Here is a 14,880-nt window from a genome sequence, read left to right as displayed (position 1 = left end):
ATTGAGGCTGAGGACCCCTCACTGACGACCGGCCGGATCCGCCACGAAATGGGGTCAGCGCACCGGGCGAGTGGGCGCCGGCGCTGCGAGGGCTTCGCCCACACGAGTCTGCAGGTCGGGGATCAGCTCGGACTCGAACCACGGATTGCGCACGAGCCACCCGGTGTTGAGCGGTGACGGGTGCACGATCGGGACGACCGCCGCCCCGAAGCCGCGCCAGTCGTGCACTGTCTCGGTGAGTGTGGCACGGCGCTCAGTGCCGAGCACGTGGCGCTGAGCGTACGAGCCGACCAGCACCGTGAGCCGGGCGTCCGCGATCAATTCGAGGATGCGCGGATGCCACTTCTCCGCGATCCCGCGACGTGGAGGCAGGTCCCCCGATGGAGCCTTGCCCGGATAGTAGAAGTCCATCGGCACGATCGCGAAGAGCCGGGGATCGATGAGCTGCGCGTGATCGACGCCGAGCCAACGGGTGAGGCGTCGCCCGCTCGCGTCATCGAATGGGATGCCGGACTCCTGCGCGATCCGACCGGGGGCCTGGCTCATGATCACGACGCGGGAGGTGCGGGAGCCGGTGAAGAGCGGTGTCCAGCCGCGAGCGGTCAGGTCGGCGTTCACCGGATCGGCCATGATCGCGGCCGCCACTTCGTCGAAAGCGGGATCCCTGAGAACCGGCATCACGCCAGCGTAGGCGCTTCGACAGGAGATGCCGGGAACGCCCGTCGAGCCGCAACGATGACGATCACGCCGGCCAGGATCAGGGCCGCCCCGCAGTACGGCAGCCAGTCGAGTCCGATGCCGGCCAGTACAGCCCCGCCGATGGCCGCTCCCCCGCCGATTCCGATGTTCGCCGTCGCGTTGACGAGCGCGCCGACGAGGTCGGGCGTCGCGCCGCGCGTACGGATTGCCGCAGTCTGGAAGCTGGAGGCCACGGCGCCGAAGCCGGCTCCCCAGAGAGCGGATGCCGCAAGCACACCGGCCAGGCCGGGGAACGCGATCCCGAGCCCGAGGAGGCCGACCACCATCGCGCTGAGGGCGATCAGCAGGCTCGACCGAGGACGGCGGTCGAGGGTGGCGGCGGCGAACCAGGTGCCGACGAGACCGAGGCCGCCGAGAACGAGCAGCACCGGGCCCACACCGGCCGCGGACAGCCCCGACGCGAGCAGGATCACGGCGATGTACGTGTAGACCGAGTACTGACCCAGGTAGACGAGCGCGTTCGTTACCGAGACCGCTGCAAGGCGCCCTCGTCGTGGTCCACGCTCGGGATCCTCGGGGTCGCTCCCGGTAGCCACTGCGACGGCCGGCAGAAGCACCACCACCGACACGAGCGCGATCGCGCACCCCGCCGCGAGGACGCCGAAGGCGACCCGCCATCCGACGGCGGAGCCGAGGGAGGTCGACAGGGGAACGCCGAGCACGAAGCCTGCCGAGGCCCCGGCCGTGACCAGGGCGAGTGCCCGCCCGGTGAACTCGGGCCGAACGAGGCGCGAGCAGTACGCGATGCTCAACGAGAAGAAGAGCGCGTGGGCTATGCCGCCGAGCGCGCGGCCCGCCGCGACCACAGCGAATGTGGGCGCCATCGCCACGACCAGGTTGCCGGCCGTGTACGCGGCGAGAGTCACCAGCAGAAGACCCTTGCGCGGCATCCGTCGGGTCCAGAGCGTCAACGGCACGGCGAGGGCGGCGACCATGAACGCGTAGACGGTGACGAGGAGCCCGGCGATCGATTCCGAGACGCCGAGGTCGTCGCCCATCGCAGGCAGCACCCCGACCGGCAGCATCTCGGTCGTGATGGCGAAGAAGGTCGCGATGGTGAGGGCGAGGATGCCGCCAGCAGCCTCCCGAACGGTTCTCGGCTGCCAGAGCCGCGCACTCTGCGGCTGTCGAACGGCTCCCATAGCGCGAGGCTATCGGGTCGGAACGACGCAGCGCGGCAAAGAAGAAGTCCCCCGGATCCTTGCGGATCCGAGGGACTTACCGTTGCGGGGACAGGATTTGAACCTGCGACCTCTGGGTTATGAGCCCAGCGAGCTACCGAACTGCTCCACCCCGCGGCACAGGAATCAGTTTACGTCACCATTCGAGCCCGCTCGACCACGCTCGTGTCGTACGCAACGGCCAGGAGTCCCCGGCAGGCAAGGACCGCCCGTCAGGCCGCAACCCACTGTCTACGGACCAGGCTGCGTACGGCGGCTGCGTACTCGGCGACCATCCGCTCCCGCCCGAATCGCTCGCGGGCGGCCATGCTGCGGCTGCGCAGTTCTGGTCGCCGCGCGAGTACGTCGTCCCACGCGACCGCGATATCCACCGGTTCGTGCGTCGTGACGCGTCCGATGCCGTCCGCAGTCAGCGCCGCGTCGCCGACGTCCGTGGTGACAGGCGTCGCGCCTGCAGCGACGCCTTCGAGGAGGCAGAGCGGTGACGCCTCGCCGTAGGCGCTCGTGAGCGCGACGATGTCGGCGATCTGGTAGATGGCGGGCATGTCTTCCCGGATGCCGAGAGCATGCAGATTCGCCGAGGTGACGGCCGACTCGTCGAGCAGTGCACGAAAGGCATCGTTGTCGCGCGTCATTCCGGCCCCGCACACGATGTAGTGCGCATCAGGGCGCATCCGGGAGTGAAGCGCCACGGAGCGGAGGAACAGCCCCGGATCCTTCATGGCGTCGAACCGAGCAGCCAGGACCACGACGGGGACGTCCGCCGGAACCCCGAGGGCCCGCCGTGTCGCTGCCTGCTCGTTCTCCGTCCCGGGTCGGAAGCGGTCGGTGTCCACCCCGTTGCTGATGACGAACCGTGCCGTGGTGGGTGCGATGAATGGCTCGTAGGCGTCACTGGTCGACTGGGCGCAGGAGATCGCCGCGGTCAGGAGACCGATCGAGGCTGCTTCACTGAGCCAGGACAGCGCCGGTCCCGAGTGCTGCGGGTCGGATCGATGCAGGCACGCGGCAACAGGAACATCCGGCATCAACCCATGCTCGCGCAGGGCGAGCAGCAGTCCGAGCGGCTGCTCCTTCAAGGACAGGATCACATCGGCCTGCCTGACCGCGTGCGCGGCGGTGTGCAGCTGACGATCGGTGAACGCGGTAGGCGCCGGAGCAACCGCTCCGCCGGTTCGACCGAGAGTCGTCACGTCGACGCCCGTCTCGGTCAACCGCACGTACCGCGGGTCACGCCGCAGGTGCTGGACAGAAGAGTCCCGACGAACGGCCGAGGCGAGCGACAGAACGCTGTGACTCTGATCGCCGCCGCTGTGCAGGCCGGCGATGACATCGGTGTGCAGCACGCGGGCTCCTCCAGCGAAGAATCCCTCATACAGGGAGAGCACTCGAATCGGACGGTTCATCGAGACGCCTTTCGAACGTGGTGGTCGTGGAACCGTGGCGTCGCTCGAACGCACCAACCCGCGTCCGCCACACGGCGTCGATACCGTTCGGACAATGCTGGAAGCTAGGCGGACGGATGTCGATTTACCGAGGATGTGCATCGGATGAACGACGGGTGACTCGGAGAAGGGGCCGGAGACGCATCCGGGCAAAGAAAAAGACCCCCGGATCCTTGCGGATCCGGGGGTCTTACTGTTGCGGGGACAGGATTTGAACCTGCGACCTCTGGGTTATGAGCCCAGCGAGCTACCGAACTGCTCCACCCCGCGGCACAAGGAATAACTTATCACGGCTTGGCGTAGAGGACGAATCGAGGGGACGTGCGGACCTCAGCGAGCGGCATCCGGAGCAGGGTGCGCGGCCACGAGCGAGTACGCCAGCGGCAGCCACTGCTGGTCGGCCCAGCCGAACATGCCCGACCCCTTCTCGACGAGCACGGGGTACATGCGCCACGGCACCTGCAGGTGCTCGCGGAACATGTCGATGCGCAGGCCGGCTTCGCGAAGCGCCGCCATCACCTCACCGAGCGGATGCATCCACTCCCAGGTTCGCGAGTTCTCGAGCACGGCCTCGTCGTCGGCGTAATCCCCCGGGTCGTCGATGATGTCGGGCTCATCGCTCACATACGGGTAGGCGAACGCGGGCATTCCGTCAGCCGCGGAGTCGCCGTCGAAGACGAAGGCCGTCGGATGCCCGTCGGCGAAGTAGAACCGCCCTCCCGGCTTCACGAACCACGACACGATACGAGCCCACTCCGCGACGTCCGGAAGCCAGCCGATGGTTCCCCAGGTCGTGAACACCAGATCGAACGACTCGGGTTCGGGCAGGATGTGCCTGGCGTCGTAGATGTTCGCTTCGATGAAACGCGCGCGATCGGCGACGCCGAGCTCTGCGGCCATGCGCCGCGCCTCCTGCACTGCCGGGCGCGAGAAGTCGAGGCCGACAACGGTGGCGCCGAGGTTCACCAGCGAGAGCGAGTCCGACCCGAAATGGCACTGCAGGTGCAGCACACGCTTGCCGTCGAGACCGTCGGGGAACAGTTCGGCGATCTCGGCGGCCACGATCGGGTCGAGCACGCTGCCAGCGGCACGCAGCGGGCTCGAGTCGTAGAACCCGCTGGCGAGGTGCACGGGCACCCGCTCGTTCCAGTTCGCCCGGTTGTCGTCGAGCCAGTCGCCGTCTCGCAGGTCGACCATCAGTCCTCCGCCGATCAGTCGTTCAGCAGCGCGATCATCTTGCCGACTGTCTGGGCGAGTGCGGCGTCGGCGACACCGTACGCAGCCCAGTCGCCTGAGCTGAGGGCGTCCTGCTTGTCCTTCAGCTGCTGCTTGGCCTGGTTGGACAGATCCTTCAGCTGGGCGTCGACGGCGGGGTCACCGGTCGTCGGTGTGGTGCCGGGATCGGTCTCGGTCCCGGTGCCGGGATCAGGCTCGGGATCGGTCGGAGTCTCGCCCGGAGCCTCGGAGCCCTGGTCGCCGGCAGCAGCTCCGGAGTCTCCACCGAAGAGCACGTCGAGCGACTCGTCGAGGGTGTCCTGGAAGGCGATCTTGTCTCCGAACGCCACGAGCACCTTCTGCAGCAGCGGGTAGCCGTCGCCGCCCTTCGACTTGACGTAGACGGGCTGCACGTAGAGCAGACCGCCTCCGACGGGAAGCGTGAGCAGGTTTCCGTTCAGCACCGTCGTCTGGCCCTGGCGCAGCAGGTTCAACTGCTGCGAGACACTGGTGTCGGCGTCGAAGTTGGCCTGAACCTGGCCGGGGCCGGGCACAGTGTCGTCCTTCGGCAGCGTCAGCAGCCTGAGCTTGCCGTAGCCGGAGGCCTTGGTGCCCTTGTCGGCACCGGCATCCGAGTCGACGGCCAGATAGCCCGTGAGCACGTTGCGGCTGACCGAGCCCTTCGACTCCGGGATGAACGTCGAGTAGAGGGAGTACGCCGGTGCGTCCTGGCCGGGCATCTGCATTGTCAGGTAGTACGGCGGCTGCAGCGTGTTCGAGGCCTCGGCGGCTGTCGGGTCGTCCGGCACCACCCAGGCGTCGTTGCGCGAGTAGAACGACGACGCGTCGGTCACGTGGTAGCGGCCGAGGGTGGCCCGCTGCAGCTTGAACAGGTCGGACGGGTAGCGGACGTGGCTCATGAGGGCACCCGACATCGCCGTGAGCGGCTTGATGGTCGACGGGTAGATCTTCTGCCAGCTCTTCAGCAGCGGGTCGGTGTCGTCCCACGCGTAGAGCGTGACCTTGCCGTCGTACGCGTCGACGGTGGCCTTGACCGAGTTGCGGATGTAGTTGACGTTGTCGATCGCGAAGGTCGGCGTCGGAGTCTCGGTGTCGGCGATCGCATCGCTCATGCTGAGCTTCGTCGAGTACGGGTAGTTCTCGCTCGTGGTGTAGCCGTCGACCACCCATACGATGCGTCCGTCGACCACGGTCGGGTAGGTCTCGGAGTCGAGCGTGAGGTACGGGGCCACCTTCTGCACTCGCGACTTGGGGTCGCGCTCGTAGAGGATCTGCGAGCTCGTCGTGACCGAGTCGGAGAGGAAGATCTGCTCCGACTGGAACTTGAGCGCGTAGACCAGCTTCTTGAAGACGTTGTCGAGCTTCGGCCCGCCGTCGCCGTCGAAGGTGTTGTACTTCTGGTCTGCGCCCTGGTCGCCCGACGGGTAGTCGAGTTCGACCGGCTTGCCGCCCTTCGGCGCACCCACGATGGAGTACGTCGGCGAGTTGGTGCCGAAGTAGATGCGCGGCTCGAAGTCGCCGAGGTCGCCGGAGGTCGGGATGCCGGACTCGAGGAAGACGGGCTGGCCGTCTGCCGAGCGCTGGTTTCCGTATGCGGCGACGAGACCATAACCGTGGGTGTACACCAGCGACGAGTTCACCCAGGTCTGGGCGTCGTCGAGGCCGGCGAGGTTCAGGTCGCGCACTGCCACCACGGTGTCCTGGCTCTTGCCGTCGATCGTGTAGCGGTCGACGTTCAGCTCCTTCGGGAACTGGTAGTACTGCCGGAACTGCTCGAGCTGAGAGAAGGTGTCGCTGACGATCGCGGGGTCGAGGATGCGGATGCTGGCCGTGGTCTCGGCGTCGGAGCGCAGGGCGCCGGGCTCGGCATCCGTCGTCGCGTTGTACGGGATCTCCTCGACGGAGTCGACACCGAACGCCTGCCGGGTGAGGTCGATGTTGCGCTGGATGTACGGCTCCTCCAGCGTCTTCTCGCTCGGGTCGACCGTGAAGCGCTGGGTGATCCAGGGGTAGAGCGATCCGGCGATGAGCGCCGTGACGATGAGGAGCGCCGTGCCGACGAGCGGCAGACGCCAGCGGCCGATGAAGGCGGTGATGAAGAAGAGGACGGCGACGAACAGTGCGGCGCCGGCCAGGATGGCGCGGCCCGGGATCGTGGCATGCACGTCGGTGTAGGCCGCACCCGTGATGTTCGCGTTGGCATCGGTGAGCGTCGTGTAGCGGTCGAGCCAGACGCTGACGGCCTGAAGCAGAAGGTAGAGACCGGCTGTGACGGCGATCTGGATGCGGGCCGCCTTGGCGATGAGCACCTCACGGCCGCTCACCCTGATGGCGCCGTACAGGTAGCTGGTGGCGACGCCGAGAAGGAGGGCGAGCAGCACGACGGCCGAGGCGAAGCCCAGGACGGCGTGGAAGAACGGCAGGTCGAACAGGTAGAACGAGATGTCGAGGTTGAACTGCGGATCGGTCGAGCCTGTGGGCGTGCGGTTCAGCCAGAGAGCCGTGAGCTCCCACCGTGACGATGCGGAGACGCCTGCGAAGAGGCCGAGCAGTACCGGGATGCCCCACATGGCGAGGCGGCGCAGCGGCTCGATGACCTGCTGGTAGCGGTCGAGCTGCGAGTTGAGTTTCGCGTAGACGGGGCGCGAGCGATAGGCGACCTGGATGGCGACCCACACCGGAACGGCCATGGCGAAGAACCCGATGAGGAACATCGATGCCCCGGCGACCCACTGCGTGGTGAGCACCGAGAGGAATCCGAGGTCGTCGAACCACAGCACGTCGGCGTAGACGCCGGCGAACACGAAGAACGCCACCACGAGGGCGGCGACGATCACGATCGTGATGACGAGTGGTGCCCGTCTGCGGCGATCGGAGGGGTCGGAGGTGGCTGATGTCACGAAAGATGCCTCATTGCTCGTCTGTTGAACTGCTTCAAGGATTCATCCTAGGCATTGGCAGATAACGTTTCCCTGAGGTTACAGCCCTACGGCGTTTGCCCAGCCGATACTCAGGATGCCGCGGAGCAGGACGGCAATGCGCCGGTGTCCCCGCCATTCGCGATGGTGTCGAGTACTGTCATCGAGTCGTCGAGGGTCTTCACGCTGAACACGGTGAGCCCGTCGGGGATGTGCCCGACGACCTCGGTGCAATTCAATGCCGGGGCCAGGAACCAGTCGGCTCCGGCGTCCTTGGCCCCGAACAGCTTCTGACGGATGCCGCCGATGGCCCCGATGGTGCCCGCGGCGTCGATGGTGCCGGTTCCCGCCACGTTCTCTCCCCCGTTGAGCAGGCCGGGAGTGAGCTTGTCGATGATGCCAAGCGCGAACATCTGGCCCGCGCTCGGTCCGCCGACGTTGTCGAGCTGGATGTCGACGTCGAACGGGAACTCGTAGTTCATGCGCACACCGACTCCGATGAGGGCGGTTCCGTCGGCGTCGATCGGCGTGATCTCGGCGGATGCCTCCACGCCGTCGCGCTCGTAGTCGACCGTCGCCGGCTTGTCGGTGCCGTTGTCGGCGACGGCGTCACGCAGCGCCTGGGTGTCGTGCACCCCTGTGCCGTTCAGGGCTGTGATGATGTCGCCCTCCTCGAGGACGCCCTCGGCCGGGGACTTCTCCGTGATGCCGGCGACCGTGACTTCGCGCGGGAAGTCGTAGCCGAGCTCGACGAGCGCCGCCGCGATGGCATCCTGCTGGGAGTCGACCATCGCGGCCTGGCTCTGCTGCTGGATCTGGTCGTCGCTGACGTCCTCGGGGAACACGGCATCGATGGGGAGCACGGCCCGGGTCGGGTCGAACCACGACGTGGCCACCTCGAACCAGCCGGGCTGCTGCTCGCGGTTGCCCTTCTGCGAGACCGTGAGCAGGTCGAGCGAACCCTCGGTCTCGTAGGTCTTCTCGTCGGGGATGCTGATGAGCGGAACCTGCTCGCCGTCATGCTCCGCCGTGCCGAGGGTGTTGTAGACGGGCCCGGGCAGGTCGATCACGTAGGGAGCCGGCATGGAGCCGAGAACGATGATGGCGACGAGGGCGATGCCGAGGATGATCCAGCCTGGCCTCGTTCGGCGCGGCGGGCGCGCACCGTCGTCGGTCGCGGCATCCGTGAACAGTGACAACGGGTTCCCTTCATCAGTACGACCCAGCGCTCTCGCTGTTCGCGACGGGCGGACTCCCAGGCCCGCCCGCGGACGCATTTCCCGACAAGTTACCAAGGTTCCGGGGCTAGCGTAGAGATACGCGACTGAGAGGTGCCTGAAGTGGCCGAGAACCCCGAGCGGGACGACGAACCCGGATCCGAGGACGAACTGCGCGACATGCTGCAGCAGTTCCTGGCTGGCGGGTCCGGCTTCGATCCTAGCCAGCTCGCCGGCGCAGCTGGTCTGCCCAACGACCCGGCATCCATCGCCGCCCTGATGAGCCAGCTGCAGGGAGCCCTGCGCAATTCCAGCGATGGCATCGACTGGAGCATCGCGCTCAAGGCCGGCGAAGACCGCGCCGCGGCGACCCAGCTCTTCCCCACCGACGAGCAGCGCGCGCAGCTCGACGCCGCCTTCAACATCGCGTCACTGTGGCTCGACGAAGTCGTGTCCGTCAGTGAGCTCTCCGACGCACCCCAGCTCATCACCCGCAAGCAGTGGGTCACGAGGACCATGCCGGTCTGGACCCAGCTCGCCGAACCCGTCGCCTCCAGCATCGCGGACGCCCTGACCCGGGCACTCTCGGAGCAGGCCCCCGAGGAGATGCGCAGCATGGTGGCCAACGCCGGCTCCCTCATGCGATCGATCGGCGGCACCATGTTCGCCATGCAGCTGGGCCAGGTCGTCGGCCAGCTCGCCAGCGAGGTCGTCTCCGGCGGCGACGTCGGTATCCCCTTGCTCGGTGACGGCGAGGCAGCGCTGCTGCCGCAGAACGTCGCCGGATTCGGCGAGGGCCTCGATGTCGAGGACGACCAGGTGCAGATCTACCTGGCCGTGCGCGAGCTCGCCCACGCCCGCCTGTTCCGCCACGCGCGCTGGCTGCGACTGCACATGATCAGCTCCATCACCGAGTTCTCCCGCGGGCTGCGCATCGACAACGAGCAGCTGCAGGATCTCGCCGAGCAGTTCGACCCGTCGAGCCCCGAGCAGCTGCGCGACGCTCTCACCAACGGCTCGCTGATCCCGCCGAAGACCGATGCTCAGTTGGCCGCGCTCGCCCGCCTCGAGACCATGCTCGCCCTGGTCGAGGGCTGGGTCGACGTCGTGACGGCTGCCGCCACCTCGCGTCTGCCCAAGTCCGTCGCGATCGCCGAGATGGTGCGTCGTCGCCGGGCGTCGGGAGGACCGGCCGAGTCGGCGTTCTCCACCCTCGTGGGCCTCGAGCTGCGTCCGCGTCGGCTCCGAGAGGCCGCTGCCATGTGGCAGGCGGTGACGGATGCCGTCGGCGGCGAAGCGCGCGACGCGCTGTGGGCGCACCCCGACATCCTGCCGACGTCGGAGGACCTCGACGACCCGATGGGCCTCGTCACCCGCCTGACGCAGACTGCGGAGGGCGGCGAGCCCGCTCTCGACGACATCGATCAGGCCCTCGAGGACCTGCTGCGCAACGACGGTCCCGAGAGGCCGAGCGAACCGCAGGTGTAGACCCTGCTCGCTGAGGGCCGAGCGAAGCGACCGCCCGAAGCGCCGATCACATGCGCTTCGACCGCGGACTCCCTCCGGGCCTCCGCGAACGGGGTTGGCCCTGTGGAGGATTCGGGGCGCTCTGGAGCCGACCGGAGCACACTGCTGGGATGTCGCTCCGACTCGACCCCCGCATCCCCCTCGTCTGGCGCACTCCCGACACCCTGCAGGTCGGCGTCGATGAGCCCGTCGCCACGATCAGCGGCGTCACGAGCACCGACGAGCGCATCATCGCAGCGCTTCAGGCCGGGCTGCCGCGCAGAACCCTCGATGTGGTCGCAGTCCTGGTGGGGAGCGATCCGACGCAGGTCGAGTCGCTGCTGACGCAACTCGCCCCGGCGATCCTCGACAGCGACATCGTGGCGGTGCGTCGCACCGGTGACGTCATCGTCGACGGTGCCGGGGAGACGGCCGACGCCATCGCCGACATGCTCGCGGCGTTGGGTCACGGCATCCGTCGTACCGACGGTCTCCCGGATGCCGCACCAGGGCGGAGCGCGCCCGACCTCGTCGTGCTGGTCGCCCATCACGTCGTGCGGCCGGTTCGTTACGGCCACTGGCTGCGCCGCGACGTTCCGCACCTCGCCGTGGTCTTCGGCGACACTACCCTCACCGTCGGCCCGTTCGTGCAGCCGGGGTCGGACGGGCCCTGCCTGTGCTGCCTCGACCTCGCCCGCCAGGATGCCGACCCCGCGTGGCGGGCCATCGCCACCCAGCTGGCCTATCGGGCGCCGTCGGCCGAGGAACCCGTGGCCCGCCTGCTCGGGTCGGCCGTGGCCGGAACGGCGATCGACCGCTGGCTGAGGACCGGCGAATCGGGGTTGGCCGGTGCTGCCATCGTCATCGACGCGCGGACCGGCGCGAACTCGCTCCGGATGCTCCAGCCGCACGCGGAGTGCGGCTGCCGAGCTCTGTCAGGAATCTCGACTGTTCCCGGGGTGCGCGCTGATGCTGACCGACCTGCGCCCAGCTCAGCGTGAGGGAGCGCCTGGCGCGCGTGATGCCGACGTAGAGCAGACGCCGCTCCTCGTCGATCTGCTCGAACGATTTGGCGTAGCTGATGGGTACGAGACCCTCGCTGAGACCCACGACGAAGACGTGATCCCACTCGAGGCCCTTGGCCGAGTGGAGCGTTGCGAAGGTGACGGCCGAGACCGTGGGCTCATGCTGCGAACGCTGGCGCTCGAGCAGCTCGTCGGTGAAGGCGCGGAACGTCGTGTCGGGAGCGGCGACGTCGACGAGGCCCATGATCGCATCCAGAGACTCCCAGCGGTCGCGCACGGCGCCTCGGGCCTCGGGCGGGCTCTGGCTCCACCCGATCGATCGCAACACGTCGCTGACCGACTTGAACAGCGGCTCTCCGACGATGGAGACCGACGCCGCACGCAGCGCGAGCACGGCCTGCTTGACCTCGGGCAGGTCGAAGAAACGCTTCGAGCCGCGGATGAGGTAGCTCAGCCCGGCTTCGACGAAGGCCTGCTCCAGGGCTGCGGACTGCACGTTCACCCTGAAGAGCACCGCGATGTCCTCGGCCTTGGCGCCGGAGTCGAGCAATTCGAGGATGCGCTGGGCGACCCCGCGCGCCTCCCCCATGTCGGTCTGGAAGCTCCTCTCGGCGACCTCGGGGCCGGTCACTGCTCCATCGCCGACGGTGGGCAGCAGGGTGAGCGCACCCGGGCGCCCGCGCATGAGCCGGTTCGCGGTGTCGATCACGGGCGGAGCCGACCGGTAGTTCTGCTCGAGGCGCACGACGGTCGCATCGGGGAACCTGCTCGGGAAGTCGAGGAGGTATTCCGAGCGCGCGCCCGCGAAGGAGTAGATGGTCTGGCTGGCGTCGCCGACGACGCACAGGTCTCGCCTGTCGCCGAGCCAGAGCTGCAGCAGCTGGTACTGAAGCGGCGAGACGTCCTGGAACTCATCGACCACGAAGAACCTGTACTGCTCGCGCACCTGCATGGCGACGGCGGGCTCCTGCTCGATCATGCCGGCGACGGCCAGAAGCACGTCCTCGAAGTCGAGCTGCCTGCGGGAGTCCTTGAGGTCTTCGTAGGCCTGCTGCAGGGCGACCGTGCGCTCGAGGTCGAGCTGCCCCGGCAGCGACCGGGTGTGCGACACGGCCGCGTACTGCTCGATCGACAGCCCGCTGACCTTGCGCCACTCGATCTCGCCGGCGGCGTCGCGCAGGGTGGCGGTGTCGACCTTGAGGTGCACGGTCTCGGCGGCGTGGGCGAGCACGCGTGCCTTGGCGTCGATGATGGCCGGGGCGCTGCCGCCGACGACCTGCGGCCAGAAGAAGCCGAGCTGCGAGAGCGCTGCAGCGTGGAAGGTGCGTGCCGAGACCCCGCCCGCACCGAGCATCCGGAGTCGTCCCCGCAGCTCGGCGGCGGAGCGGGCCGTGAAGGTGAGCGCCATGACCCTGTTCGGCGCGTACGCACCGGTCGCCACCCCGTAGGCGATGCGATGGGTGATGGCGCGGGTCTTGCCGGTGCCGGCTCCCGCGAGGATGCTGACCGGTCCGACGAGTGCCTCGGCCGCGACCCGCTGCTGCGCGTCGAGGCCGGCGAGCAGGTCGTCGGGGCTCACCAGCGACCCTCGTGGTCGGGGATCGGCCCGCCGTACCAGTCCTCGAGCAGCGCGCGGGCGATGGACGCGGCGCCGGGCAGGAGGACACCGCTGCCGGGCGAGGCGAGCTGCTCCCGGGTGAGCCAGCGCAGGTCGACGATCTCGACGCCGTCGGGAACCAGGCTCTCGGGATCCTGGGCGTCAGACAGGCGAGCGTGGAAGCCGAGCATGATCGATGCCGGGAACGGCCAGGGCTGCGACCCGCGGTAGATCGGATCGACCACGTCGACGCCGGACTCCTCCTTCATCTCACGGATGACGGCGTGCTCGAGCGACTCGCCCGGCTCGACGAATCCGGCCAGGAGCGAATAGCGACCCGTGGTCCAGTTGGCGTTCGATCCGAGCAGAACGCGGTCGTCGGCATCCGTGATCAGCACGATGACGGCGGGATCGGTGCGCGGGAAGATGTCGATGTCGTCCTTCGGGCAGTGCCGCACCCAGCCGGCCTGCTGCGGGATGGTCGCGGTTCCGCAGCGCGGGCAGAAGCCGTGGGACGCGTGCCAGTTGGCGACGGAGGCGATCTCGGCGAAGAGCCCGGCATCGCCGTCGGAGAGGAGCGGTGCCGCCGTGCGCAGGGTCGCCCACCGTGCGGCGTCCGGCTCGATCCGAGCTGCGGCCTCGTCGCCGACGATGGCGGCGACGAGAGGGGTCCCGACGCGCGATCCCTGGGTGCTGCGGCCCAGATAGAGGTACTGCTCGGCACCTGTCGCTGCATCCGGATCGAGGAGCGCGAGAGAGGGAGCTGCGACTGCGGCCGCGCTGTCATCGACGCCATCGACCCCGCCGGACAGCAGAGCCCGCCCGTTGTGCACGGCGATCACCCGGGTGAGGGGATCGGCCAGCAGCGACTCGAGGAGTCCTTCGCGCGAACGGGCATCGGCGTCGCGGTCGAGCAGGTGGCGGGCGAGCGGAATGCTCAGGGGGCCATGACTCACCGGGCATCTCCTCAACTCACGAGCGCGGTGCCGATTCTCCGCGCAGCAGTTCGGTCCGTCGTCGTCCTCCCTGCCGGGAAAGCCAGCGAACGAGGCTTTCGGCGAAGGCGTGGCGGTCGGCCGCAGCCAAGCACGAGGACGTACCCTGAAGGCATGGCCCGAACCCATCTCACTCTAGCCGCGCTGGCCACCGCAGCCGTTCCCGGCCTCGACGTGCAGTCGGCACGCAGCCACAGCGGCTCCGGTCACGGCGAGTTCGATTCAGCAGTGGTGACCGATCGCGACGGCCGCGAGGTCATCGTGCGGATGCCGCGTACGCAGGCCGCCGAGACCGAGCAGGCCGCCGACCTCGTGGCGCTGCGTGCGCTGACGACGGGTGTGCGCAGCCGCCTGCCGTTCGACGTGCCCGAGTTCCTGGGCCAGGCGCCCATCAACGGCACCCGCGCTCTGGCCTACGACTTCCTGCCCGGGCATCCCGTCGGTCTCGACCACCTGACCTCGGACGCGGGCCTGGCCGCCAGCGTCGGCCGCGCCATCGCTGCCGTGCACTCCCTGCCCACCTCGTTCATCTCGGACGCCGGCCTGCCTCTGCAGACAGCTCCGGATGCCCGGGCCGCCGCCATCACCCTCGTCGGGCGCACCGCAGACACCGGGCATCTGCCGGCCGCACTCCTGCGACGCTGGGAGGAGGCGACGGATGACGACAGCCTCTGGCAGTTCGCCCCCGTCGTGATCAACGGCTCACTGAGCGCCGGGTCCCTGCTGGTCTCCGACGACGCCATCTCGGCGATCATCGGCTGGTCGGGCCTCCGGGTGGGCGACAGCGCGCGCGACCTGCACTGGCTGCTCGCCTCGCGTGGCGAGGCCGCCGAGACCGCCATCGCCGCCTACACGGCGGGTCGAGGGTCGGCATCCGATCGCCTGATCACTCAGCGCGCCATGCTCTACGCCGAGCTCGAGCTCGCCCGCTGGCTGCTGCACGGCGTCGAGACCCACGACGAGGCGGTGATCACCGACGCAGTGGCGATGCTCGACGGCCT

At 68.6% G+C, this 14,880-nt stretch carries 9 protein-coding genes, 2 tRNA genes and 2 pseudogenes; 3 read left to right on the top strand and 10 right to left on the bottom strand.

What is annotated here, in order from left to right:
- Nucleotides 1-54: 54 nt before the first annotated feature.
- The 8 genes from AADV74_RS02500 to AADV74_RS02465 all read right to left on the bottom strand — a co-directional run bounded on the left by AADV74_RS02500 (nt 55) and on the right by AADV74_RS02465 (nt 8,738).
- A complete protein-coding gene (locus AADV74_RS02500; RefSeq protein ID WP_342111481.1) occupies nt 55-678 on the bottom strand; it encodes a uracil-DNA glycosylase family protein in 624 nt (207 codons plus the stop codon).
- Nucleotides 678-1,901 (bottom strand): MFS transporter, encoded by a 1,224-nt coding sequence (locus AADV74_RS02495; RefSeq protein ID WP_342111479.1) that lies wholly within the window; start codon nt 1,899-1,901, stop codon nt 678-680. The genes AADV74_RS02500 and AADV74_RS02495 overlap by 1 nt, the downstream gene beginning before the upstream one ends.
- Nucleotides 1,902-1,983: 82 nt before the next feature.
- A tRNA-Met gene (locus AADV74_RS02490) sits at nt 1,984-2,057 on the bottom strand.
- Between the two features lie 95 nt (nt 2,058-2,152).
- Nucleotides 2,153-3,346, bottom strand: coding sequence for a glycosyltransferase (locus tag AADV74_RS02485; protein ID WP_342111477.1), 1,194 nt, complete (start codon nt 3,344-3,346; stop codon nt 2,153-2,155).
- A gap of 235 nt (nt 3,347-3,581) precedes the next feature.
- Nucleotides 3,582-3,655, bottom strand: a tRNA-Met gene (locus AADV74_RS02480).
- Between the two features lie 60 nt (nt 3,656-3,715).
- Nucleotides 3,716-4,582 (bottom strand): class I SAM-dependent methyltransferase, encoded by an 867-nt coding sequence (locus tag AADV74_RS02475; RefSeq protein ID WP_342111475.1) that lies wholly within the window; start codon nt 4,580-4,582, stop codon nt 3,716-3,718.
- 14 nt (nt 4,583-4,596) lie between these two features.
- Entirely contained in the window at nt 4,597-7,521 is a 2,925-nt protein-coding gene (locus AADV74_RS02470; protein WP_342111473.1) for a UPF0182 family membrane protein, read from the bottom strand.
- Nucleotides 7,522-7,631: 110 nt separating this feature from the next.
- Complete coding sequence (locus tag AADV74_RS02465) at nt 7,632-8,738, bottom strand: YlbL family protein (protein WP_342111471.1); 1,107 nt, start codon at nt 8,736-8,738, stop codon at nt 7,632-7,634.
- A 141-nt stretch (nt 8,739-8,879) separates the two neighbouring features.
- Between AADV74_RS02465 and AADV74_RS02460 the strand changes: the two genes are divergently transcribed.
- Nucleotides 8,880-10,244 carry a zinc-dependent metalloprotease gene (locus AADV74_RS02460; RefSeq protein WP_342111469.1) on the top strand — a complete coding sequence of 455 codons (1,365 nt, stop codon included), beginning with the start codon at nt 8,880-8,882 and terminating at the stop codon, nt 10,242-10,244.
- A gap of 50 nt (nt 10,245-10,294) precedes the next feature.
- Nucleotides 10,295-11,149: pseudogene (locus AADV74_RS02455) on the top strand (TOMM precursor leader peptide-binding protein); the annotation flags it as partial.
- On the opposite strand, the gene AADV74_RS02450 reads toward AADV74_RS02455, so the two are convergent.
- A complete protein-coding gene (locus tag AADV74_RS02450; RefSeq protein WP_342111466.1) occupies nt 11,124-12,866 on the bottom strand; it encodes an ATP-dependent helicase in 1,743 nt (580 codons plus the stop codon). The pseudogene AADV74_RS02455 and the gene AADV74_RS02450 sit on opposite strands and share 26 nt — an antisense overlap.
- Nucleotides 12,863-13,840 (bottom strand): NAD(+) diphosphatase, encoded by a 978-nt coding sequence (gene nudC / locus AADV74_RS02445; RefSeq protein WP_342111464.1) that lies wholly within the window; start codon nt 13,838-13,840, stop codon nt 12,863-12,865. Before nudC ends, AADV74_RS02450 begins: the two co-directional genes overlap by 4 nt.
- Between nudC and AADV74_RS02440 the strand changes: the two are divergent.
- Nucleotides 13,832-14,734: pseudogene (locus AADV74_RS02440) on the top strand (phosphotransferase); the annotation flags it as partial. The gene nudC and the pseudogene AADV74_RS02440 sit on opposite strands and share 9 nt — an antisense overlap.
- Nucleotides 14,735-14,880 lie beyond the last annotated feature (146 nt).

Source organism: Leifsonia stereocauli, from assembly GCF_038432415.1.
Lineage (GTDB): Bacteria > Actinomycetota > Actinomycetes > Actinomycetales > Microbacteriaceae > Orlajensenia > Orlajensenia stereocauli.
This window is presented reverse-complemented; position numbering and strand designations above follow the sequence as displayed.